This is a genomic window from Bacillus sp. 1A, from assembly GCF_052682215.1.
Map to the genome: position 1 here is coordinate 3,270,208 of NZ_JBQYLZ010000001.1, position 21,410 is coordinate 3,291,617.

A 21,410-nucleotide genomic window follows, 5' to 3' on the forward strand; every position below is an offset into this window, starting at 1 on the left:
TTAATTTAAGGAGTGAAAAAGTAATATGAAAGTATTTGAGGAAAGGTTTAGTGAATTGCAAGCTGATATGATATCTATATGCATGGAATATGTTGAAAATAGAGCTGATAAAGTATATGTGTACGCTTCATGTGAAGAAGATATGATTTCTAGTAGTTTCTTTTATTTCATTAACAATAAGTATGTAGAGTGTCACAAGGTTAATGATGCATTGGAAAATGGGAAAAAAAGATATGATGTATCTCCAGAACAAATGTTTCAGGTTCTACAAATTATAAGTGAAGATATTGAAGGAATTGAAATGTTATGCAAAGAATACGAAAAAGATATGCCAACTGAGATGAAATTAATATACGATACTAAGAGTGGTAAGTTTAAAGCTGAATATGAGTATGATTTAATCCATACAAATGATGATATAAAAACGGCGGATGATTTTGATGATGAGTGGTTTGAGGAAGTGAAAAATAATAACCTTTAAAAGGGGTACAGTAATAGTTATATCTTAGTTAAATAGATAATGAGTGGGAGTAGAAAATGGAGAAATCAATGGAAAAGATAAGTGATTTTATATGTTTCGAAAAGCCGTCGCAAGAGATTGTTGAAAAGTATACAGGTAAAGTTCCTGAACAAATAATAGATTTATGGAAACAATATGGATTTGGAAGTATGTTAAACGGATATTTAAGGTTGATAAACCCAGAAGAATATTTAGATATATTAAAGGCAAGTTATATCCGCTATGAAGAGGCTATCCCGGTTTTTACAACAGGTATGGGAGATATTCTTGTGTGGGAAAATAACTATTTATTATTACTTAAGTATCGAAGAGGTACGGTAGATGTAGCAGGTGGAAAATTTAAGTTTTTCTTTAAAAATATGAAAGATGACTATTTTCTAGAGAAAGTATTGGATTGGATGCCTTACAAGCAGGCAATACACAGGTACGGAAGTCTTGAAATTGATGAATGTTTTGGTTACACACCGTTACTTCCATTAGGTGGATTAGAAAAAGTAGAAAACTTACAAAAGGTTAAACTTATTGAGCATGTTTATTTAATTACTCAATTTATGGGTCCGATAGAATAATGGGTGAAGAAACTGGAGGCAAGATAAACAGACTTTCAGTTTTTTTATTTTGACAAAAAGATATTATTAGAATGGAGGAAAGTAAATGAATGCAGAGAACGTGGAAAGTATTTATCAAAAAGTAGCTTTGCAGTTAAACAGTATTATTCCAGAACCATGGGAAAAAGTAATGGTATATTCAGAAGTTGATAAATATAGTGATTCGACGGTATTTTTCTACTATCCAAAAAATAAGCAGGAACCGATATACAGTTTAGATATTGAAGATATGGAAGGGATTGATGAAGATGAGACTGATCACCAATTAAATCTTCTTGACAGTATCTTTAGAGAGTTATGGGAAGAATTTAAAAGAAATAAGCAGGAACCATGGACTAATGTAACATTTGAGTTATACTCTACTGGTAAGTTTGATGTTGAATTTGATTATACTGTATTAGAGGAAGAGAATAATTATAATCATTATGAGAGATTACTTATATGGAAGTATAAAAGGTTAGGAGTTTCTCCTGATGAAAAGAGAGAAAGTGATCTGAAACTAATTAGAGAATATATTCATACACAAAAATGATCTCTACTAGAGTTATAGATATAAGGTGTTTGAAAATAGATATCCTATGATAGCTGTCCTATCATAGGATAGGTGTCTCATTTTTTACTGTATCGAATATCTCATCTTATACTTATTATATATGGTTACACACAACTCATCGTTTATTCTTGCCAACAACCTATTTTCCTCAATGATTCTCACCGAATCATCTTTCATGTATAAATTAAATCGAGCACGTAATTCCTAGTTTGTTTCAGGAAATACGCTTCATTTCATAACAAGTCATTGGCAAATTCCTATAATTAAAATTCGGAAAATTAAAATAAAATTTTAAAGTATGTAATTATTTGTTTTATAATGGAATTGTGTTTTGGTAAGAATATTTTAAATGTTTGTAATCTAAATCAAACAGGAGGTTGTAAATATGGGGAGGAAATATGTAATTAGGATTCTAGCTTTACTCTCTGTCATATCTCTTTTCTTTAACTTAATGTTACCAAAGGCTAGCGCAGAAATTGAAAAGATTCCATCATTGAAAACAACAGCTACAAACAAAGCTGATGGCGGAAAAGGGATGCATGCAAAGGAGTCTATCACGATCCAAGACAAAGTAGAGTACACTAACTTAGTTGTTGGTAAAGAGTACACTGTAAAAGGTAAACTAATGAACAAAGTTATTAACAAGCCATTATTAATTGATGGAAAAGAAGTAACAGCTGAGACTAAGTTTACAGCAAAAGAAACGAATGGTTTTGTAACATTAGACTTTCCTTTCGTTGGTGCAGAGCAGCAAGGAAGAGAAGTGGTAGTGTTTGAAGAACTATATGAAGATGGTGTTTTAGTGGCAACTCATGCTGACATTAATGATGTAGGGCAAACGGTTCGATTTGTAGAACCAACAATCAAAACAACAGCTACAAATAAAGCGGATGGTGGAAAAGAGATGCATGCAAAAGATTCCATCACGATTCAAGATAAAGTGGAATACAAAGATTTAATCGTTGGGAAAGAATATGTTGTAAAAGGTAAACTAATGAATAAAGTTACGAACGAACCATTATTAATTGATGGAAAGGAAGTAAAAGCTGAGACTAAGTTTACAGCAAAAGAAAAGAACGGTTTTGTAACATTAGACTTTCCTTTCGTTGGTGCAGAGCAGCAAGGGAGAGAAGTGGTAGTGTTTGAAGAGGTATATGAAGACGGTGTTTTAGTGGCAATTCAATCTGACATTAACGATGTGGGGCAAACGGTTCGATTTGTAGAACCAACAATCAAGACAACAGCGACAAACAAAGCAGACGGTGGAAAAGAGATGCATGCAAAAGATTCCATCACGATCCAAAATAAAGTGGAATATAAGGACTTGATCGTAGGAAAAGAATATGTTGTAAAAGGTAAATTAATGAACAAAGTTATGAACAAACCATTATTAATTGATGGAAAAGAAGTAATAGCTGAGGCTAAGTTTACAGCAAAAGAAAAGAATGGTTTTGTAACATTAGACTTTCCTTTCGTAGGTGCAGAACTACAAGGAACAGAAGTAGTAGTGTTTGAAGAGGTATATCAAGACGGTGTTTTAGTGGCAATTCAATCTGACATTAACGATGTAGGGCAAACAGTTCGATTCGTAGAACCAACCATCAAAACAACCGCAACAAACAAAGCAGACGGTGGAAAAGAGATGTATGCAAACGAATCTGTCATGATCCAAGATAAAGTGGAATACAAAGACTTAATTGTAGGAAAAAAATATGTTACAAAAGGTAAACTAATGGATAAAGCAACTAAGAAACCTTTACTAGTAAATGGTAAAGAAGTAGCAGTAGAATCTAAGTTTACGGCAAAAGAGAAGAATGGTTCTATCACACTTGATTTCACATTTAATGCATCTAAACTACAAGGTAAAGAAGTAGTAGTATTTGAAAAACTATATCAAGATGATATTTTAGTAGCAATCAACGTTGATATTGAAGATGCGGGCCATACAGTGAAGTTCAAAGCCGAAAAATTAGGAAAACCGCAGCAGGAAAAGCCGCAATTAGAGCAACCTAAAACAGGAAAAACATCAAAAGCTGGAACATTACCAGCTACAGGTGGAAATACGTCCTTTATGTGGTTCTCAGTCGGAGCCGGTCTTTTGTTATTAACTCTTGGAGCAATATTATTTATGAAACGTAGAAATGCATAATAATTAACTAGTCTTTTAGACAGAAGATATGGATAGGAAATATAGTCATAAAGAAGGGCTCTCTTTTGATTCGTTTTTTCAAAAGAGGATCTTTTATAGATTTTATTTCTATTTTTTTACAGGAATTATACGACTAATAACGAGAAAAATGTTCATAATTATTTTCATTCCTATTATAACGAATTCTACAATAGAAAACAGAACGTATATTTGGTATAATCGAAATATACTATATGAAACGATGTACATGAGTTTGAGATTTATGAAAAAAGTAAGTAATACATAATAATACATACGCTATAGGATTCAGTTCATGTTATACAAATCAATCGTTAGAAAGGAAAAGAAGTATGAATCAAATTTCATTCGAAGATTTATTTGAAGAAGAAAACAAACCAGAAAAGGTGGAGGTAGCTGAGATTCCCGTACCTTTATCGCCCTTACAAAAGGATATTTTAGAGTTAATTAATTCTGAAGAAATAAGTGCACTTGAGTTATGCGAACAATTAATACGAGCTGGTAAAGTATCAGATGAAAGATTCACAACGAATAAGCCTAAAGCATATGGGCAAGTATGCTTACTATTAGAAGGGTTTGTTAAAGAAGAAAAGCTTATTTTTGTCAAAAGTGATGAGAAAAGAGATAGGGTATATAAATTGAAAGACGAAGATTCTAACGAATAAAATGTATAAAGTATAGAAATGAAATAAGGAAGTCCTCATATTTGTGTTGAAAGATTATTTTTACATAAGCGTGGGGATTTTTTTGAGGGAGGATGTATGAAAGATTGGGAGTATAACGAATTATTTCATGCAATTCGGGAGGCGTATGAAGAGTTATTAGATGAAGAGAGAGGGTATCGATATGCTATAGCAAAGCTAGCGGATGAATTTGATAATGTAGGAAAGATTGAAGATGTTATCGTTGATACTGCCATAGGAGAAATAGCAGTCGATCATCATATGGTCTTTGTTGGGCGTATTAAAGGTATAACAAAGAGGCTAAGTATGTTTAACCTTCAAGAGGCAGAAGGTGAATTGACAGTAGAGGAAATAAAAGATTTATCGATAAGAATAAATAATGTAATAGAAGAATTAAAAAATGTAAAGAGTGATTATAAATCTTTGGTTGAATAATTCATGTTTCTGCAAATGTAAGAGACATAGCTAGACAAGAGAACAGAAATATAGGAGGTGATGTTGTGGAGGAGAAAAGTATAAATAAAACAATAAGAAATGCTATTAAGCTTGGTGACACTAATGAAGTAAAACGTCTAATAGGTGATAATCCAGAATTTTTACATTCAATGACACCATTTGGTACGTGGTTACATATTGCAGCAAAGAAAGGGCATATCGAAATTGTTGAGTATTTGATTAATAAAGGGATAGATATGAATACTAGAGGCGGTACATTTGATGCTTCTGCATTAAATTTGTCCGCAGGAGCAGGACATTTGGAAATAGTAAAATATTTAGTAGACTCTGGTGCCGAATTGGATGTAAGTTTAGCAAAAAGAAATCCACTATTTGGAGCAATTTATGGCGGACATAAAGAAGTAGTTGAGTTACTAGTTGAAAAAGGAATAGATATTTCAATTAGATACACTGGAGAAAACTTTAAGAATATGAATGCTTATGAATATGCTGAAGAATTCGGACAAACAGAAATTGCTGCATACATAAAGCGTAAGATGGATAAGAGATAATAAAGATTGTAAAAGGGATAAGACTAAGAATAAAGAGATTAATAGGGGCAGTGTTTAATGATTCTGATTTTGAACTGGCTGACTTTAGAAGTTGTAATGATATTGCCTTATTAATATTGTAAAGGGGTATGAACATGACAAATAGAAATGATGCATATGGAGGGTTTATTGTATCTAGAAATGTTTTGAATGGAGTACCTATTCGATATAGTTTTCGAGAAGAAAGTTCTATTTCTCAATTAAATGGTTGGAACATCTTTTCAGAAGTGGATGATGATGAATATGTAAACAATCCAAAAAACTTTTGCATAATTAATGCAGAATCAATGTCTTCAATTGCACCTCAAATGCTAGAAATATTTGAAGCACCATATGGAACAGACCTTTTTTGGGTATATGAAGATAATGTACATGTTGGTTTTTACGATTTAGTGAAAGACTGTATGACAGATATAAATAAGATTTTAAATGTAATTTATTAAGGTCTCTTATAACTGTTTTAGATGTGTAGTAATTAATTGAGGAAATTCAGAGGGATGGTGCGAGATGAATAAAGTAGAATGGAGATCACCAGATAAGCCTTTATTGCGAGAAAATGTAAAGACTGTGGAAAAAGAGTTGGGCATTCATTTTCCTTTAGATTATATAGAATGTGTAATGAAGAATAACGGAGCACATGTTAGCCCAGAAGTATTTGAAGTTGAGGGGAAGAGAAAAGTTTTTGGCACATTACTAACTTATGATATGGATGATGATGAAAATATTATTGAGGTATTCAATGACTACGATGATACATTACCGAGAGCATTGATTCCATTCGCATTTGACCCAGCAGGAAATTTAATTTGCTTTGATTATAAAAATCATGAAGAAGATCCAATTGTCGTCTTTTGGGAGCATGAGGGAGCATGGGAAAAGAAAACTTTGATGGAAAGTGAAGGGATTACGGAAGAAGCAGCAGAGGAAAGAGCAAGAGAAAATGTATTCTATATTGCTAATAATTTTACGGAGTTTTTAAATAAGTTACATGATTAATAGTGGGAAAGGGATTTAAACTTATTTGGCTGTGATAAAGCAAATAAAAGGAGTAGTAAAATGAAACCGAATTATTTTACAATCGCAATGTATCCGACTGTAGCATTTAACGAGGAAGAGATATTGAATCGTCTTCTAGATGTATTTGAGTCAAACGAAAAATCCGCTCCTACTCATTGGGGAAACTGTGAAACGGTGCAGGTAGAATATAATCGCCAGGAAATCATAGAAAAAGTAATTTCGGAGCGTAGAGTGTCTGAAGTTCACCTCTATCATGATAAAATGACGGGTTATATTCACTTAAGAATATAACCCTATTTATTAGAACCAGTAGTATATAAGGAAATTATCCCACGGGTTATTTGCAAATATTAGACGAGGAATATTTGACGCTGTAAAAGAAAAAATATTGATTCTTATATCATTATTGATATTGTCCTCAATTTTCCTCATGTAGCACTTGAAAATCAGTAACAAGTGAAACGATTTTTCCTGCTTCATCGATTCCCCAATAGGAAGGATAAAATCCATCTCCATAACCTGAACGGAATATAATGATATTACTTCCTGTTTCCTCACAAACCACGCAATTTCCCCAATCTTCATCATGTTCTGTTAGTATGTCATCTATAAGATCATCATACAAACTAGTAAATTCTTCTCCTAGTTCTTGTTGTAACCTATCTTCTATTTCTTCTAACTTATCAATTGCTTCAACATCTGCAAAGCACCCTAAGCCTGTATCAACTGGGTAACCAAAAATATATCCGTCTTCCAGTTCACTGACATTTTGTTCTGGTTTTGTTGCCATCTTCCATCCTACCGCTTTTGACTCCGACAATTTCAATTCAGCACCAGCAATGACTCCATCTTCCTTATGCCACCAAGCAACAATTGGATATGTACCTGGCTGAATTGTTTGTTCGAAGTGATTTTTATTAAAAATAAGAGGATCACAAGCAACAATTTTACCTGAAGTAACTTTCAACTGTTCTAGTGCTTCGGAACGCAGGGCCTCACTATCTGGTTTAGATAATTCACGTAATAACTTTGACATAATGTTTCTCTCCCTTTCTTTTTAAAATATTTGTTGATGCTGCCTCCCATATATTTTTACATGAGTTACATTTGTGTTCTGTGGTATTTCTAGCGCCTTTGTATGTTCCTATAACATCGCCATGAACTTCTAAAACCTCTGCGGCATATTGTACCCACGTTTTTCTAATAGTTCCGCAACATATTCTTCATGCGTTTTACGTTTTCGGATATATTGCCCCGTACAAGTGTAGATGGAACAAACATTTATTCATTGAAAAATATAACAAATGAATTTAACTTTAAAATTAGACCAGTTTTGAGGATGTAAATAATAATCTACCCGTTGATTATATTATTTTAAGGGTAAAAATGCATTAATTAAAAATTCAATAAAAAAAGATCAAACTAGATAGTCTTTCTAGATTGATCTTCTTATTTATATTCCCCTTCACTGCAACTCATTGCAATATGTCTACTTCTGTGACACATTACACAATTGTACAGAGATAATGAAGTAATATGAAAAAAAATATAAAGATTTAAATTTAATCCTATATATTTTTTATAAATTTTAAAAGTAAATCCCTTATTTTTGGTATGATTGACAGAGACTATTTAATTTCTTATGAATATTCTTGAAAAGGAAGTGGTGCTGTATGAAATCAATAAATGTAAATGGGAATATATATCATATTGAATCTATTCCTTTTGAAGATAAGAGTGAGCAGGATGAAGAGGGATACTACGAATATTTTTACAAAGGAGTCAATTTATCGTTTCACTCGGACAAAGAAATAATTAAAGCCCGAATTTATGACGAGGAAGAAATAATATATTTCTTAAAAAATCCATCTCTTGCATTTGGTAAAGATTTTGAAGCTATAAAAGTATATATAATTAAAGAATATGATGTAAATAAATTTAAAATTCCAAGTGAAAAAAAGCCTATATAGAATTATAGCTATAATTCTATATAGGCTTTACCATGACCAATTATAATAAAACAGGAAAACTCACAAAGTACTTATGCCTGTGGGTGATGAAAGGAATGTATTCGAAATTGAGTAAATCAAGTGAAGTAAGTAGATTTGAAAATAGATTCTCAGAAAATGTGATTGAAATAGCAGCTGTCACAGGGGCATTAGGAATCGGTGCATCAAAAGGCGGTGACAACATTTTGTGGACTGCGTCAATTGATTTGATTGCGTGGAAAGACTTACATAACAATGAAACGATTACAAAAGAAGACATACGACTGGCATGGTTGGTTGATGATGCAATTAGTTATTTTGGATAAACGTGATGTGATTTGTTAGGAGGTGAAGTTAAATGAGAAATGACTTAACATGGCCAGTACCGGATGAGCCAGTTTCAGCAGAATATATAAACAATGTGGGAAAAGAGATAGGGTGTATATTTCCAAGTGACTATGTAGAATGTGCTACAAATAATAATGGTTCAGCTGTATTACCTTATAAATTTGAAATAGATACGATAACAAAGGTATTTGGAACTTTACTTTCTTATGATGTAGATAGTAGTGAATATATCGTTAAAGTATATAACCAGTATATTTCTACTCTGCCAAATGAATTGGTACCATTCGCATTTGATCCAGCAGGAAATTTAATTTGCTTTGATTATAAAAATCATGAAGAAGATCCAATTGTCGTCTTTTGGGAACATGAGGGGGCATGGGAAAAGGAAACATTGATGGAAAGTGAAGGGATTACGGCTGAGGAGGCAGAGGAAGTAGCGAGGGAAAATGTATTTTTTGTGGCTAATGATTTTACGGAGTTTTTAAATAAGTTACATGATTAGAAGAAGTTAAATCGTAAAAAAGAAATAGTAAAGAATATAGTGAGATAAAAAATACATATAAGCAGTAGGCGATAAAAAGCATTAAAGGATAAAATAGATGAGAAATGGTTGTTGACAGGGGCAATTAGTATTTTATATAGATTAAAAGGCGGAGTATAATGAAAATATGGAAAATTATTAGTGATTCACAGTTTGATCAATTAGAGTGTGAGAATGAAGAAGGACAAGAAATTTTTAATAACTATTTTCAAGGTCAATCAGTAATTAATACGTGGAATCCATTGCAAATGAAATTGTCAAACAAAGGAGAAGTATCTGATTTATTAAGTGAAATACCACTTGTTTTTACAAAAGCAGCGATAGAAGTAGTATTTGATTTAATAAAAGGGAAAGTTGAAGTTCTTCCGCTTGTTCATGAAGTATACGAATGCTATGCAATACATGTATTAAACGTATTGGCATGTATTGATTATAAAAATGCGAAACCTGATGATTTTGGTGGATTCGATAAATTTGCTTTTATTGCAGATAAAATTAAGGGTGAACATATTTTTTGTACAATGAACACAAAGCATAAATACGGAGATTTTCCAATTGTATCTGTACAAACATTCGTATCAGATGAATTTAAAGATTGTGTTGTGGAAAGTGAACTAAAGGGGTTTAATTTTCAGTTAGTATGGGAATCCGATGAGAAAAATCATGAACAAAAAATAGAAAATAACCCAGTGATACGTCCAACCTCAATAGAAGATTTTAAATCACATATTCAGCAGCATTATGGACTGATTACGAATCATATAGAAGCAAATACAAAAAGGGTTACCGATGTAGAATTATATGATGTTGGACCAAATAAAATAGTTGATTACCATACAGTAGTGACATATCGGAATAGCTATTTCCGTATGCCAGCTCCATCAAGTGTAGATAGTGGTTATTCAGAACTTGTCATGCATCTACCGAAGGATTGGGATGTTTCAGTAACCGCTTTGGCGAGTTCGAAATACAGTTGGCCTTTGCGTCTTTTACAAGAATTTGGAGAAACGACAAGGGAATATGGATTAGGGCAATGGCTTATATTTCCGAATCAATTAGATGAAGGTAAGGAAGATTGCAATGCGTCAATTCATCCATATAGTAAAGAGACGGAATTTTCTGGTGTTATGATTGTGCCACCAATTCCACAGTGTTCAGGGGCATTCAAAATGGAATTTCGTGAAGATGGTAAAAGAATAGAGGGTGACTGGCCGGTTTATTTTCATACCCTATTACCGTTATATAAAGAAGAAATTCAATGTTATTTCGAAGCAGGATTAGATACGTTATTACAAAAATTACTGAAAAATGGTATTGAAGCAGCATTTGACTTTAATCGAGAGAATACGTGTAAATAAGGCAGGATCGATTGAAGAGATTTGTAGTGGAAAAGTAATAAGAATCGCTATATAACTTTACTATTAGTATTAAGGTGGAATATGAAATCCAATTATTTTTCAAATATTAATAATTCAGTAGGAAATGAAATCCTATTAGGTGTTAGTGGAAAGGGTAAAACATGGAAATAAAAAAAGCGTTAGATCGGTATTTTAAAGCACTTATGAATGTATGGGAGAAAAAATATGGAACGTATCCTAAAGTAACGTGGGATACAGAAGTGGATCCTTTATTATATTTAAGTAATCCAGATGAAGAAGGATATGTATATTGGAAACCTCTTGAGAAAAATAAGATAGATAATTTTATAGAAATTGAGAAAGAACTGAGTGTAAATATTCACGATGCGATAAAAGAATACTTTAATTCTTATTGGTTCTTAGGCATACAAGGCTTTTACGGTACAAAATTAGTTGTCCTTGAACCTGTGGAACCGAATAAATCTATAGTAGAATTTATTCAAATAATGAAACGGTATGAGGAGAGTGAAGGGGGAGAATTTAGGTATATACAGATAGGATTTATCTCTCCGGAAGATAAGGCTATTATTTTTGACAATGAAACAGGAGAAGTATTAATAGAAAACTTTGAAACAGAAGAAAAGGAGTTTCTTTCTAATTCCCTAGTTGAGTTGATAAGTAATTTAAAAATGGAGCAGAGATAATAATATGATATGCAGGAGGATAAAATGATCTCACCACAAGATTTTTTAGTGAATTGGAATGAAGAAATATACGGTTTAATTCATTATAATGAAAAAATCATTCACTCGTTTTCATTCTCGAAAGAAACGAAAGACTTCTTAATTAAAGCAGGTTTTCCCGAGTCTGCTCCTCCATTTCTTACATTTGAATCTGCGGATAACGGCGGCGGGATAAGGTTGAGCGAGATACAAAATGAATTAGGTACGATGTATGATAAGTTTATATACTTTGGATTTACTGGTAGTGGAAATCCAATCTGTATTGATGAATCTAAATCACAACTCGTATATATAGATTATGACAATGAAAATAAAGTCGTTCTTATAAATAGTACGATAGAGAAGTTTGCAGAATCTTTACTTGTCTATGTGGAATTTATAAAAGAAGTAAAGGCTGCCAATGGAAGAAAGGCTTATATTGAAAAAAATATACCTAAAGGTTTGGTGGAGTGGATTTCTAGTGCACTTCGAAAAATTGATGCAGCTGCTTTAACAGAAGGATGTTTTTGGACAGAGGAACTAGGGAGTTTTAGTGAATAAGTGTAGATAATAATAGATGGTATTTTTATAGTTGTAAAAAGTTATTCTAAAAGGGGTATGTTGGGTGAATCATAGACGCAAGAAAAAGAAGCCGAAACAAATAAGAAAAGAAGCTGTTCGGATAAAACCGATAGTAGAAGAAGAAAAACCACTAAAGAAGAGTAGCAACAAGTTGGTCGATATTCTCCTAGGTATTCTTCTTTTTCCAATTCTTATATGGGCTGTCTTGGAAGGTTGTACAACACAAGTAAGCAAAGGGAAGACTTTCCTTATTATCGTTTTCTTTCTCTTAATTGCAGTAGGGTTATCTATGATAGGAGACAAATAAAGGGGGAGTTTAGATGTTTAAGAAGAAGGAGAAAAAAACATTTACGTTAGACTTGTAAACACACAAGGGGAAATCATTCGAGAGTTTAATTGTACAGAAAAAAACTTGCGGAAAGTAAAAGAAAATGGTGCTGAAATTCGTGTGGTTGGAGATAACTCATATGAGATGGTAGCCACCGATGAACAACTAGAAAAATTAGCAAGAGCTGAAGCAGAAATCGAAGCGGAAATTAAGGCATGGGAAGACGCTTTAAATGAGAGTTTGGATGAACGCGAAGAAAGAGAAGCGAGACAGAAGGAATTGAAAGAAAAGAATAAATGGAGTACAAAGAAGAAAGTAATCGTATTTGGACTGATATTCTTTGTATTTATTGGATTACCTATTATCGAAGGGTATCAGAATAGTAAATTAGTTGAAGAAGGTACATCATTACATGCAGAAATAGTAGGTAGGCATGTAGAGGAGGAATTCATATTTACACACCCAACATTAGTAGTTGAGGTAGACGGTAAAAAGCATAATGTATGGGTAAGTGAAGAGACATATAACGGAGCAGAGTGGTTAGGTAGACTAAAAGTCATCAAAACAAAAGATGGTAAAGTGGAGAAAGACCCTAGATATGAAGGTGAAGACTTAATCACGAGTTATTAAGGGACTAGATAAGGGGAGAAGGAAATGGTTCACTAGTTGTTTTAAATAATGTAAGTGGAAAGGCTCAATTGAAGGAATTTGAACGCGGGTCGTTTACAGAGGTTTCGAATAGTTTAAATGAGTTAATTTCTAGTTTGAGGTTACAAAAATAGTAAAGTGAAGAATGTTTATATGAATTATAGACCGGCTAGATGGGGTGGGAAAGTGGAATATAGTGGAATGGTTTCAGTTTGGTTTGGAATTTCTAAATCACTCCAAGATCTTGAGGATTATGTCGATATAGATTACACGATAGATGGTAATTCAGTTCATTCAAAGTTTGGGATGAGCTTTGAATTCGGTTATTATGATGAAGATAATATTGAAATTTGTTTTTATGAGAATAATAAAAGGGAAGTTGAACATATTTTAAGTGATTTTTCTTATAGTGAACGAATTATTCCTAAAATAAAAAAGCTAGTAAATGGAGATAGTTTAGCGAACGATATTAACTTTGTTATTGTTCTTTATGATTTTAAATATAATGAAGCGAAAAGAGAAGATATGTTTGATGGTTTAGAGGTTACATTTATTGGTTCTATGCCGTACAGGTAGTTTGCAGGGAGCTGCAAATTCATTTCATAAACACATAGATAAACCTTGTAAAGGAGGGATACAAATGCATGCTTTGCCAAATCGTTTAGAAGAAGTTTTGGAAGAAGATATATATAAACGGGAAGATAAAGATCAGGTGAATGAAGTAATGAATAGATTAGGTGTAAAAGTGTCTAATACATTTAGAGAGTTTTATTATCGATTTGCAGGACCATTTTGGGAAGAGCACGTTCCTTATGAACTACTTGATATTATAGATGAAGAGAATAATATTGAATACTACACAATTATTGCTCGAAAGGAACATGGATTTCCTAATAAGTATTTAGTATTAACGGAAATGACAGCAAATGCTGCATTGGTCCTTGATAGTGTAACTGATAAAGTTTACTCAGTGAATTTTGAAGGTGGAGATGAATTACTTTTAAATGGAGAATTAAAGGAGAGTTGGCCAACGTTTTATAAGTTTTTGAAAGAATATTTCAAATGTTAAATGTTGATGGGAGTTAACGATAAGCAGGGACACCTTAGTAATAAGTGCGAGAGGAATGACGGATAAATGAGAGTGAACGATTCAGTTTTTGGAGAGATTGAATATAATTATGCTTGGGCTAAGTGTATGCCTATAACTTTTATAGGCAATGTAACTGAGATTGATTTGATGATAGATGGTGAAGAAGATGGAGTGTTTGATGAAGGGCAGTATGTAGCGTATCAATCATTAATAAAAAATTGGGAAGAGGTACAAATAAGTTTACTACCTATATTAGACTATTATAAACAAAGGCGATGTGAATTAGGATATGATATTGGAGTGCGAGAAAGTTATCCATTAGTTGAAACAACTGATCAAATGCTAGAGATGGTCAGTTTAGATGGTATTGTTGTTCCGTATGCAGATATTACGGAAGGACGAGAGGTTGGAATTACATTTAATTGTACGTGGGATATAGAAAATGGTGTAGGAGTTCGTTTATTAAATGAAAAGGTAATGGAAGTAGGTTATCAGGATATTATTTTTTAATATAAGTTAAAAGTAAATGAGGGGATATATAACCTGAATGAAAAAGGTGTCAATCTTTATCAAATTGACACCCAAATACGAATCTGTTTAACATCTTACATACTTACGTTTGAAACCTAGTCTTCCTCTATCAAGTTCTTTCTGAATACTCTCTGTAGCATGTAGCAAACTGCTTTTTTTATTATCACGTTTGACTTCAACTATACCAACTTCTTTTGCAGTTTGGACTGCTTTTTCATGTAGTGGTACATATGAAATTGCTACTGTGTTTAGGAAATTATTCATAGCAGATTTTGTTCGTTCTGGAGAATGATGAATTGTATCTTTCACCATTTCAAGCATATCGGAAATTTTACTTTCGGAAAACTCATTGTCTTTGCGATTTCCTAAAAGCCAACAGTAGCAACTCCAGCCTGCAGACATTTTAAGCTCGTCCCCACTTGCAATCCATTGATCAGCAACGTCTTGTGCAATATTTGACTCCGATAAAGTTACTGCTACTACATAATCAGATAGCATATAAAAATATGCGCCATCCATCCAACGATTAAAATCCGATTCACTCATAGCTTTTGGGTCGGCAATAATGCCTGCAAAGTACATAGCATCGTAGTTGCCTGTGGCATAAAGCTCTTCAGCTAATTCTTGATTTAATTTTATTTTTTTAGCGATTGGTTTCATGGCACCTGTAGCTACGCCAAAAACTGGCTCGTGGGCGCCGTTAGATATGTATATTTTTTTCGTTCGTTCCTTACCTAGAGTCTCAAGTTCTTGCATAACTGTTTTAAAATCCATAGTTGTGCACTTCCTTCCTTCATGTAAGAGCCTTTTTAAGTCTTTCATATTTCTTATGTTAATACTAATTGTATTCAAGAGGTATGTCTACTTTCTAAAGGCATCGAAACCAGTTAGTGATTTTGAAGGCTTTGATTTTGTAACTGCTACAAGCTATCTATAATGGTAAGAAGGTCGCTGTAAGGTAAGGAAGAATGAAAGTATGTATAGTTTTTCCAATAAATATTTGGTATGATGGTGAATGGGAAAAATATACAAGTTGTTAGTGGCTCATAAAAGGGGGATTGAATTGAAAAGAACGCTTGAATTCGTACTAGGTTTAATTGGTGGCATTATAGGAATTATTATTTCCATACTATTAATAGTTGTAGCGTTTAATATTATGGAAGGTTTTGATTATGAACTTTTAGCTTATTACTCTATTATTTTAACGGTTCAAATAGGGTTGCTTATTTTATCATGTTTAGTAAACAAGGTTAATAATAAAGTTTATGGAGTTTGTATGATTGTGATTCCTATAGTTACGTTATTTATGTCATTATTCTTTTTACTTATTCCAACAATATTACAAATTATGTCTGGTTCATTTGCATTTAGAACACTAAAGTTAGAATCGAATGTAGGATAAATATAATTATTTACGTCTGAATATTCGGTTTTTTTAATGTTTTCGTTTGCAGTTCAAATTAACATAAGGTACAAAGTTGTGCGCTTTAGGAGGAGAAATAGATGATTATTTGGTCTGGTTGGGGTTTTTTAGTCGCAATTATTGTAATTATTAATACTCTTTTGGGTAAGGTTATCTTTGGATCTATAACGGGGGAAGCTACATATTTTCAAGACCATAGTTGGCCAATGGCGGTAATGTTAATTATATCAGGGGTTATGTCTTGGTATTTAGGAAAATATATTAATAAGCCAAATGGGAAAGTTTATATAGATGCCGAAACTGGTGAAAAAGTTATGTTTAACAAAAAGCATTCACTATTTTTTATAAAAATGGAATATTGGGGACCGATTTTAGGAGTTATTGCGATTGTAACTTTAATTACAAGATAAAAAAGAGGATGGGTATAGTAAGAGTAATCTATTTAAGTAGAAGGAGAAATCAGTCATGAATGCAAAGAAACTACTAGGGGTAGCAGTTCCGGTCATGTTGTTATTTGGTTGTGGAGTGTCTGAGAAAACGAACACTTCTAAACAGGAGAAAACGGAAGAGTCTAAAGTAAAAGAATCGAAGTCTAATAGTAAGAAAGAAAAAGTTTCAAAGGAAGACTATCCTAATAAAGTGTATAAATTAGGGGTAGAGTTTGATAAGTTGTTTGCGGAGCATAACAATATTACAAGAGAGGTTTTTGACGGTAAGAAAAAGAAATCAGATGTAGTAGATAGTGTGAAAGAATTAAATAAAATGTTAGATAAATTCGAGTCGATAGATCCCCCTGCAGAGTATGTAAATCAACAAAAGGATTTTGAAAAAGCAATTGGTTATTTTAGGGAGTCTTTTTCTTTAATAAATGAAGTATTCACCCGAAAAGAAAAAAGAGAAAAAGGCGATAAAACTGATAAAGAGTTAATCGAGAAATCCGAAAAGTTAGTGAAAGAAGGAGATATTTACTGGCTTAAGGCATTCAAAGATCTTGAAGGGGATATTAAAATCGGTGACGGTACAGTATCTGTGAAAGATTTGAAAGAGTTAGATAAGAAAGCTGGAATTAATACGGATAACGTTATGAAGAATGTGAAAGATGGTACGGAATTAATCGGTAATTGGGGATTCAAAGGAACAGACGGTTTCATTATGTCACTCATTCTAAAGGGTGATAAGACATTTGAAACGTATGGTAAAGGTGAGTATCCAAATAAAAAGAATTATATTGAAGGAACTTGGGAATATGATAAGGAAGCTTTTACAATCTATTTACATCTCAATAAACGTTTAGTAGACGGTGTAGAAGATACAATTCAAAAAAAGAAAATAGCATATAAAGTTCAAGATTATGATGGGGAAAACTTACGATTATTTAATGAGACTTCATTCAATACAATTAAGTATGTGAAGCAAAGGTAAAGTTATGTAGGACTAGGTTTAAATGGCCTGGTCCTTAATTAAATTGTGGGAATGCAACTAATATTTTATCGTTGGCTTTGCCTATTTTATATCATGTTATTTTTTAATAAATTGATAAACGGAATTTAAATGTAAGTATGGGGAGTTGCTTATAAATGATAAAGAAATTTACTAGAGTAGTACTAACTACGGTGATGCCAATTAGTCTTATCATGGGTTGTGGGAACGCTGAAAAAACTAAAGCACAAGAGACGAAAGCGGTACAATCTGAGAAGAAGGACTATATGGATTATTCATATGGTAGCAAAGGTATATTAGTAAGCAGCAAAGCGAAAGAGCGTCAACAATACGAGGTTGGGTTTATAGATGACAACAAGTTAATTGGGGTTGATGAAAATATTGAGGACTGTATGATTTTAGATAATAAAGATGAAGCAAGTCTCGTTTGGAAACAAATAGAGCGTGGATCTATTATTGAAGTGCAATATGGTAAGGATCGCAATGATATTGTAGGCGTACAATTAGTAGGAGACCGTGAACCATACGAAATTAGTGATAAGTTTGATCGGAATACGATAAATGAGATTGTTGAAAACGTTAAAGGGAATTTTTAATAGATGTATTTCGAAAGTATAGGATTCCTTATCATAAAATTGTGAATCAACGGCATTTTTTATATGAAAATGCCGTTGATTTGTGTTAAAAAGTAAATTATTCTTTGTTCAGCTGTGATGATCGCCGTAAGGTTATTATCCAAAATAAAAGAGCACAAGCACTAACAGATACACCTAATATGCATACTCCATCCCAACCATATTTTGCATATATGTTTGTTGAAAGAATGGCACCTGTTGCACTACCGATAGAATAAAAAATCATGTAACTGGCAGTGAGTCGACTTCTTGCTTCGGGACGCACTGTGAACAGCATACTTTGATTGGTGACATGTACAGCTTGCACAGCTAAATCTAAAAGGATAATGCCGAAAACTAGTAACAATAGAGAGTGGTTAATAGATTTAATTAGGAGCCATGAAAGTACTAATAATGATAAGGCTATGCCGGTTGTTCTTTGGCCTAATCCTTTATCAGCTAATTGTCCAGCTTTAGTAGCAGCTAATGCACCCGCCACTCCAGCAAGACCGAACGCACCAATAGCTGTATGTGAAAGATTATGTGGTGTAGCACTTAGGGGCAATACTAAAGAAGTCCATAAAATACTGAATGAAGTGAAAATAAGCAATGCTAATATTCCGCGAATGCGTAAAAGTCGTTCTTCTATAAATAATAAGAAAACAGAGTATATTAATTTTCGGTAAGATAGAGTTGTCACTTTTTTATGTTCAAGAGTAGGTAAATTTCGGTGTAACAAAAAAGTTACGCAGAGTAAAAGGATAGCGGAGGTGAGATAAACGGATCGCCATCCAGCTAAATCTGTTAATGTGCCTGCAAATGTACGAGCAAGGAGTATACCTATTACAACGCCACTTGTAACGAAACCTACTATGCGTCCACGTTCTGCTGGATTAGCTAAAATTGATGCATATGCGACAAGTGTTTGCGTAACAGTTGCAAGAATTCCTACTAAGGCCATACCTATAAAAAGTACGATGGTTGAGGGGGCGACTCCAATTATAATTAAAGCGATAACGGATAAAAGCATTTGGACAATTATTATTTTCTTTTGGTTTAATAAGTCACCAAGTGGAACGAATAAAAGTAATCCAAGTGCATAACAAACTTGAGTAATAGTAATTACAATACCGATAGTTGAATGACTAATCTTAAATTCATTTGATAAAGAATCAAGAAGTGGATGAGCGAAATATATATTTGCCACAGCCATTCCGCAAGCTATTGCGAATAATAGAGTCATATAACGAGACATTGTTGCATGAACAGGTGAATGTATATGAGTGTGAGTATGTTTTCGAATGGTCATCATTTTTTCTTTACTATTCATAAAATCAGCTCCTTTTTGTATTGTTGAAAATAACGTACCGAACGGTATGTTATTTTATAAGTAAAATATAATCTTGAAGAAACATATATGTCAAGTTTATTTTGAATTTAATGTGATTTTTTGACACATCGTTTATAATTTAATACGATATATACTATACTGATTGGTACACAAATGGTGATGTGTAATCTTAATAACTAGATGTAGAAAGGAGATTGTTTTAAATGGCACGACTACGCGAATTTGATGAAGAAAAAGCTTTGGATGCTGCTATGCAACTTTTTTGGGAGAAGGGATACGCAGCTACCTCATTAAGCGATTTAACTGCTAAAATGGAAATACAAAAGCCGAGTTTATATTCAGCCTTTGGTGATAAAGAGGGGTTATTTGAAGCGGCATTAAGGAGATACACAAATTTACATGCGGCTAATATACGAACAAAACTTCAAAACGAACAATCTGTAAAAGAAGCAATTCGGACGTTTTTTGAAAATATAGTGGAAGAGGAATATAAAAAAGCGTTCAGTAAAGGTTGTTTTTGTATTAACACAATGGTTGAACTTGCTCCTCATAATGAAAAATTTGAAGTACTGACTAGAGAACACCAAATGTATCTTGCAGTTGTTTTTCAAGAATTAATTACGAAAGGAATTCGATCAGGAGAACTTCAAAGTGATTTGAACGCTAAAGCATTAGCGCAAACATTAGTCACATCCTTAATTGGATTAACAGTGTTAATGAAATCACGTCCAGAACGTTCTGTTATAGATAATTCGGTATCAATAATAGTATCGTTAGTAAAATGATCTTTGGGTGAGGTGTTAATCAGCAAATTAGATAATAAGAAAGTCGATTCCTTATTAACATAAGAAATCGACTTGTTATAATTACTTATTTTGTAAGTTGTCTTTCCAAAAGTTATAGCTATTATCAATAACTTCTTTTAATTTGAAATAGTTTTCCCAAGTATCTTTCACGTGGTAGAGAGTTTCTTCATCTATAAAAACGTCTGAGTAATCAATTATATACTTCCATTCCTCATCATTATGAAAGTAATACATGGCGAATTGGTTGCCCTCATCATTTAACATATCGTCTGCCAAAACGCCATCCCAATTCATATAAATTTCTGTGCCAGTCATTTGTCTAAGTTTAAACTGGTTAATTTCGTCTTGAGACTCTTCTTCAAATTCTTCACTACATAAATGATGTTCAATTATCCATCCTAAAAACATACCGGTATGTACAAAAGCTTGATCGATTGGTAAGTCCTCAGGAAAATTACCTTCATAATGGTACTTCGCTTTATCATAAACCATCGTATGTAACAATCAGTTCATCCCCTTTAACGTATTATCTCATAAATTCGTACATTTTTTTTAATATTTTAACTATTTTTTCGAGCCATTCTAGCAGTGTTATTTCTAGCTCTTCAAAGTATATCCCATCTGCTGAATTTCGTATGTACTCTCGTTTTTCTTCATCATTTTTTGGTCTTTTTCATTTCAGCTATCAATATGAGAAATCTTTTCCAAATAAAAATCCCTTCAATATAAAAGATTACATCTATATTATCGCAAGAATGTAAAAATGTTAATATTTTCAAGGAAAAAAGTACAAAGAAACAGGATTTATTCGATAGGTATGAAAAATCATAAAGATCCTTCTTGTTGAAGAAAATCAGTAAAAGGTATCCTCATCTATTTTTGAGAGTAGTAGTGTGTATGAGGGGAAGTGCTTTTGACGGCAATTGCAATTGGTTATAAAATAATGTCTGTTAAGGGATTTTATAGAAACTATCATTCACCTGCTGGGGATAAAATGAAAGTATTTATTAAAGGGTGGAATAAACATAGTTTTATACATATATAGT

Annotated in this window: 30 protein-coding genes and 2 pseudogenes; 28 read left to right on the top strand and 4 right to left on the bottom strand. The window is 32.8% G+C overall.

Annotated features, from left to right (window positions below):
• The first annotated feature begins 25 nt into the window (after window positions 1-25).
• From ACUN0F_RS16690 to ACUN0F_RS16735, 10 genes are all read left to right on the top strand, one after another.
• Window positions 26-481, top strand: a complete 456-nt coding sequence (locus ACUN0F_RS16690; protein WP_445539744.1) for an immunity protein YezG family protein — start codon at window positions 26-28, stop codon at window positions 479-481.
• A 68-nt stretch (window positions 482-549) separates the two neighbouring features.
• Window positions 550-1,089: a T6SS immunity protein Tdi1 domain-containing protein gene (locus ACUN0F_RS16695; protein ID WP_445540831.1), complete on the top strand. Its 540-nt coding sequence runs from the start codon at window positions 550-552 to the stop codon at window positions 1,087-1,089.
• A gap of 85 nt (window positions 1,090-1,174) precedes the next feature.
• The gene (locus ACUN0F_RS16700) at window positions 1,175-1,660 is read left to right on the top strand and encodes an immunity protein YezG family protein (RefSeq protein ID WP_445539745.1); all 486 of its coding nucleotides are present in this window, start codon (window positions 1,175-1,177) and stop codon (window positions 1,658-1,660) included.
• 406 nt (window positions 1,661-2,066) lie between these two features.
• Entirely contained in the window at window positions 2,067-3,830 is a 1,764-nt protein-coding gene (locus ACUN0F_RS16705; protein WP_445539746.1) for a VaFE repeat-containing surface-anchored protein, read from the top strand.
• A 350-nt stretch (window positions 3,831-4,180) separates the two neighbouring features.
• Window positions 4,181-4,513, top strand: a complete 333-nt coding sequence (locus tag ACUN0F_RS16710) for a DUF3895 domain-containing protein (RefSeq protein ID WP_353837890.1) — start codon at window positions 4,181-4,183, stop codon at window positions 4,511-4,513.
• Between the two features lie 96 nt (window positions 4,514-4,609).
• On the top strand, window positions 4,610-4,966 hold the full coding sequence (locus ACUN0F_RS16715; protein WP_445539747.1) for an Imm3 family immunity protein: 357 nt from the start codon (window positions 4,610-4,612) through the stop codon (window positions 4,964-4,966).
• A gap of 65 nt (window positions 4,967-5,031) precedes the next feature.
• A complete protein-coding gene (locus ACUN0F_RS16720; protein WP_445539748.1) occupies window positions 5,032-5,538 on the top strand; it encodes an ankyrin repeat domain-containing protein in 507 nt (168 codons plus the stop codon).
• A 134-nt stretch (window positions 5,539-5,672) separates the two neighbouring features.
• Window positions 5,673-6,020 carry a DUF2185 domain-containing protein gene (locus ACUN0F_RS16725; protein WP_097905404.1) on the top strand — a complete coding sequence of 116 codons (348 nt, stop codon included), beginning with the start codon at window positions 5,673-5,675 and terminating at the stop codon, window positions 6,018-6,020.
• Between the two features lie 64 nt (window positions 6,021-6,084).
• Window positions 6,085-6,573, top strand: coding sequence for an SMI1/KNR4 family protein (locus ACUN0F_RS16730; RefSeq protein WP_445539749.1), 489 nt, complete (start codon window positions 6,085-6,087; stop codon window positions 6,571-6,573).
• A 60-nt stretch (window positions 6,574-6,633) separates the two neighbouring features.
• Complete coding sequence (locus tag ACUN0F_RS16735; RefSeq protein WP_059303617.1) at window positions 6,634-6,885, top strand: hypothetical protein; 252 nt, start codon at window positions 6,634-6,636, stop codon at window positions 6,883-6,885.
• Between the two features lie 127 nt (window positions 6,886-7,012).
• Here the strand turns inward: ACUN0F_RS16735 and ACUN0F_RS16740 are convergent, their stop codons facing one another.
• On the bottom strand, window positions 7,013-7,630 hold the full coding sequence (locus tag ACUN0F_RS16740) for a DUF4241 domain-containing protein (RefSeq protein ID WP_445539750.1): 618 nt from the start codon (window positions 7,628-7,630) through the stop codon (window positions 7,013-7,015).
• A gap of 637 nt (window positions 7,631-8,267) precedes the next feature.
• On the opposite strand from ACUN0F_RS16740, the gene ACUN0F_RS16745 reads away from it, so the two are divergent.
• The 12 genes and pseudogenes from ACUN0F_RS16745 (at window position 8,268) to ACUN0F_RS16800 (ending at window position 14,709) form a co-directional block, all read left to right on the top strand.
• Window positions 8,268-8,564 (top strand): hypothetical protein, encoded by a 297-nt coding sequence (locus tag ACUN0F_RS16745; RefSeq protein ID WP_166688617.1) that lies wholly within the window; start codon window positions 8,268-8,270, stop codon window positions 8,562-8,564.
• 86 nt (window positions 8,565-8,650) lie between these two features.
• Window positions 8,651-8,890 (top strand): annotated as a pseudogene (locus tag ACUN0F_RS16750) (DUF7021 domain-containing protein); the annotation flags it as partial.
• 50 nt (window positions 8,891-8,940) lie between these two features.
• A complete protein-coding gene (locus ACUN0F_RS16755) occupies window positions 8,941-9,432 on the top strand; it encodes an SMI1/KNR4 family protein (RefSeq protein WP_064469101.1) in 492 nt (163 codons plus the stop codon).
• Window positions 9,433-9,590: 158 nt separating this feature from the next.
• Entirely contained in the window at window positions 9,591-10,829 is a 1,239-nt protein-coding gene (locus ACUN0F_RS16760) for a suppressor of fused domain protein (protein WP_445539751.1), read from the top strand.
• Window positions 10,830-10,990: 161 nt separating this feature from the next.
• Window positions 10,991-11,533, top strand: coding sequence for a SecY-interacting protein Syd (locus ACUN0F_RS16765; RefSeq protein WP_445539752.1), 543 nt, complete (start codon window positions 10,991-10,993; stop codon window positions 11,531-11,533).
• 24 nt (window positions 11,534-11,557) lie between these two features.
• Entirely contained in the window at window positions 11,558-12,112 is a 555-nt protein-coding gene (locus tag ACUN0F_RS16770) for an SUKH-4 family immunity protein (RefSeq protein ID WP_088113425.1), read from the top strand.
• Window positions 12,113-12,176: 64 nt separating this feature from the next.
• Window positions 12,177-12,440, top strand: coding sequence for a hypothetical protein (locus ACUN0F_RS16775; RefSeq protein WP_445539753.1), 264 nt, complete (start codon window positions 12,177-12,179; stop codon window positions 12,438-12,440).
• A 105-nt stretch (window positions 12,441-12,545) separates the two neighbouring features.
• Entirely contained in the window at window positions 12,546-13,091 is a 546-nt protein-coding gene (locus tag ACUN0F_RS16780; RefSeq protein WP_149237180.1) for a hypothetical protein, read from the top strand.
• A 17-nt stretch (window positions 13,092-13,108) separates the two neighbouring features.
• Window positions 13,109-13,243, top strand: a pseudogene (locus ACUN0F_RS16785) (SecY-interacting protein Syd); the annotation flags it as partial.
• A gap of 19 nt (window positions 13,244-13,262) precedes the next feature.
• Window positions 13,263-13,685 carry an immunity 22 family protein gene (locus ACUN0F_RS16790; RefSeq protein WP_445539754.1) on the top strand — a complete coding sequence of 141 codons (423 nt, stop codon included), beginning with the start codon at window positions 13,263-13,265 and terminating at the stop codon, window positions 13,683-13,685.
• Window positions 13,686-13,749: 64 nt separating this feature from the next.
• A complete protein-coding gene (locus tag ACUN0F_RS16795; protein WP_048566061.1) occupies window positions 13,750-14,178 on the top strand; it encodes an SMI1/KNR4 family protein in 429 nt (142 codons plus the stop codon).
• Between the two features lie 66 nt (window positions 14,179-14,244).
• Window positions 14,245-14,709 (top strand): DUF6985 domain-containing protein, encoded by a 465-nt coding sequence (locus tag ACUN0F_RS16800; RefSeq protein WP_445539755.1) that lies wholly within the window; start codon window positions 14,245-14,247, stop codon window positions 14,707-14,709.
• 87 nt (window positions 14,710-14,796) lie between these two features.
• Here the strand turns inward: ACUN0F_RS16800 and ACUN0F_RS16805 are convergent, their stop codons facing one another.
• On the bottom strand, window positions 14,797-15,504 hold the full coding sequence (locus ACUN0F_RS16805) for a DNA alkylation repair protein (RefSeq protein ID WP_445539756.1): 708 nt from the start codon (window positions 15,502-15,504) through the stop codon (window positions 14,797-14,799).
• A gap of 289 nt (window positions 15,505-15,793) precedes the next feature.
• Here ACUN0F_RS16805 and ACUN0F_RS16810 point away from each other — a divergent pair, with 289 nt between their 5' ends.
• The 4 genes from ACUN0F_RS16810 (at window position 15,794) to ACUN0F_RS16825 (ending at window position 18,189) form a co-directional block, all read left to right on the top strand.
• Window positions 15,794-16,132 (top strand): DUF4064 domain-containing protein, encoded by a 339-nt coding sequence (locus ACUN0F_RS16810; RefSeq protein ID WP_000831563.1) that lies wholly within the window; start codon window positions 15,794-15,796, stop codon window positions 16,130-16,132.
• A gap of 101 nt (window positions 16,133-16,233) precedes the next feature.
• The gene (locus ACUN0F_RS16815; RefSeq protein ID WP_445539757.1) at window positions 16,234-16,563 is read left to right on the top strand and encodes a hypothetical protein; all 330 of its coding nucleotides are present in this window, start codon (window positions 16,234-16,236) and stop codon (window positions 16,561-16,563) included.
• Window positions 16,564-16,618: 55 nt separating this feature from the next.
• Complete coding sequence (locus ACUN0F_RS16820) at window positions 16,619-17,575, top strand: DUF3994 domain-containing protein (RefSeq protein WP_000992215.1); 957 nt, start codon at window positions 16,619-16,621, stop codon at window positions 17,573-17,575.
• Between the two features lie 155 nt (window positions 17,576-17,730).
• Window positions 17,731-18,189: a hypothetical protein gene (locus ACUN0F_RS16825; protein ID WP_264461068.1), complete on the top strand. Its 459-nt coding sequence runs from the start codon at window positions 17,731-17,733 to the stop codon at window positions 18,187-18,189.
• Window positions 18,190-18,286: 97 nt separating this feature from the next.
• On the opposite strand, the gene ACUN0F_RS16830 is transcribed toward ACUN0F_RS16825, so the two are convergent.
• On the bottom strand, window positions 18,287-19,537 hold the full coding sequence (locus tag ACUN0F_RS16830) for an MFS transporter (protein WP_445539758.1): 1,251 nt from the start codon (window positions 19,535-19,537) through the stop codon (window positions 18,287-18,289).
• A 224-nt stretch (window positions 19,538-19,761) separates the two neighbouring features.
• On the opposite strand from ACUN0F_RS16830, the gene ACUN0F_RS16835 reads away from it, so the two are divergent.
• Window positions 19,762-20,343, top strand: coding sequence for a TetR/AcrR family transcriptional regulator (locus ACUN0F_RS16835; RefSeq protein WP_445539759.1), 582 nt, complete (start codon window positions 19,762-19,764; stop codon window positions 20,341-20,343).
• An 81-nt stretch (window positions 20,344-20,424) separates the two neighbouring features.
• On the opposite strand, the gene ACUN0F_RS16840 is transcribed toward ACUN0F_RS16835, so the two are convergent.
• Window positions 20,425-20,868, bottom strand: a complete 444-nt coding sequence (locus tag ACUN0F_RS16840; RefSeq protein ID WP_445539760.1) for a DUF7832 domain-containing protein — start codon at window positions 20,866-20,868, stop codon at window positions 20,425-20,427.
• A gap of 409 nt (window positions 20,869-21,277) precedes the next feature.
• Between ACUN0F_RS16840 and ACUN0F_RS16845 the strand changes: the two genes are divergently transcribed.
• The gene (locus ACUN0F_RS16845) at window positions 21,278-21,409 is read left to right on the top strand and encodes a hypothetical protein (protein ID WP_327973199.1); all 132 of its coding nucleotides are present in this window, start codon (window positions 21,278-21,280) and stop codon (window positions 21,407-21,409) included.
• Window position 21,410 lies beyond the last annotated feature (1 nt).

Bases quoted from the DNA above. Each gene is read 5' to 3' on its own strand.
- ACUN0F_RS16690 (WP_445539744.1), top strand. From the start codon at position 26: ATGAAAGTATTTGAGGAAAGGTTTAGTGAATTGCAAGCTGATATGATA.
- ACUN0F_RS16695 (WP_445540831.1), top strand. From the start codon at position 550: ATGGAAAAGATAAGTGATTTTATATGTTTCGAAAAGCCGTCGCAAGAG.
- ACUN0F_RS16700 (WP_445539745.1), top strand. From the start codon at position 1,175: ATGAATGCAGAGAACGTGGAAAGTATTTATCAAAAAGTAGCTTTGCAG.
- ACUN0F_RS16705 (WP_445539746.1), top strand. From the start codon at position 2,067: ATGGGGAGGAAATATGTAATTAGGATTCTAGCTTTACTCTCTGTCATA.
- ACUN0F_RS16710 (WP_353837890.1), top strand. From the start codon at position 4,181: ATGAATCAAATTTCATTCGAAGATTTATTTGAAGAAGAAAACAAACCA.
- ACUN0F_RS16715 (WP_445539747.1), top strand. From the start codon at position 4,610: ATGAAAGATTGGGAGTATAACGAATTATTTCATGCAATTCGGGAGGCG.
- ACUN0F_RS16725 (WP_097905404.1), top strand. From the start codon at position 5,673: ATGACAAATAGAAATGATGCATATGGAGGGTTTATTGTATCTAGAAAT.
- ACUN0F_RS16730 (WP_445539749.1), top strand. From the start codon at position 6,085: ATGAATAAAGTAGAATGGAGATCACCAGATAAGCCTTTATTGCGAGAA.
- ACUN0F_RS16735 (WP_059303617.1), top strand. From the start codon at position 6,634: ATGAAACCGAATTATTTTACAATCGCAATGTATCCGACTGTAGCATTT.
- ACUN0F_RS16740 (WP_445539750.1), bottom strand. From the start codon at position 7,630: ATGTCAAAGTTATTACGTGAATTATCTAAACCAGATAGTGAGGCCCTG.
- ACUN0F_RS16745 (WP_166688617.1), top strand. From the start codon at position 8,268: ATGAAATCAATAAATGTAAATGGGAATATATATCATATTGAATCTATT.
- ACUN0F_RS16755 (WP_064469101.1), top strand. From the start codon at position 8,941: ATGAGAAATGACTTAACATGGCCAGTACCGGATGAGCCAGTTTCAGCA.
- ACUN0F_RS16760 (WP_445539751.1), top strand. From the start codon at position 9,591: ATGAAAATATGGAAAATTATTAGTGATTCACAGTTTGATCAATTAGAG.
- ACUN0F_RS16765 (WP_445539752.1), top strand. From the start codon at position 10,991: ATGGAAATAAAAAAAGCGTTAGATCGGTATTTTAAAGCACTTATGAAT.
- ACUN0F_RS16770 (WP_088113425.1), top strand. From the start codon at position 11,558: ATGATCTCACCACAAGATTTTTTAGTGAATTGGAATGAAGAAATATAC.
- ACUN0F_RS16790 (WP_445539754.1), top strand. From the start codon at position 13,263: ATGAATTATAGACCGGCTAGATGGGGTGGGAAAGTGGAATATAGTGGA.
- ACUN0F_RS16795 (WP_048566061.1), top strand. From the start codon at position 13,750: ATGCATGCTTTGCCAAATCGTTTAGAAGAAGTTTTGGAAGAAGATATA.
- ACUN0F_RS16800 (WP_445539755.1), top strand. From the start codon at position 14,245: ATGAGAGTGAACGATTCAGTTTTTGGAGAGATTGAATATAATTATGCT.
- ACUN0F_RS16805 (WP_445539756.1), bottom strand. From the start codon at position 15,504: ATGGATTTTAAAACAGTTATGCAAGAACTTGAGACTCTAGGTAAGGAA.
- ACUN0F_RS16815 (WP_445539757.1), top strand. From the start codon at position 16,234: ATGATTATTTGGTCTGGTTGGGGTTTTTTAGTCGCAATTATTGTAATT.
- ACUN0F_RS16820 (WP_000992215.1), top strand. From the start codon at position 16,619: ATGAATGCAAAGAAACTACTAGGGGTAGCAGTTCCGGTCATGTTGTTA.
- ACUN0F_RS16825 (WP_264461068.1), top strand. From the start codon at position 17,731: ATGATAAAGAAATTTACTAGAGTAGTACTAACTACGGTGATGCCAATT.
- ACUN0F_RS16830 (WP_445539758.1), bottom strand. From the start codon at position 19,537: ATGAATAGTAAAGAAAAAATGATGACCATTCGAAAACATACTCACACT.
- ACUN0F_RS16835 (WP_445539759.1), top strand. From the start codon at position 19,762: ATGGCACGACTACGCGAATTTGATGAAGAAAAAGCTTTGGATGCTGCT.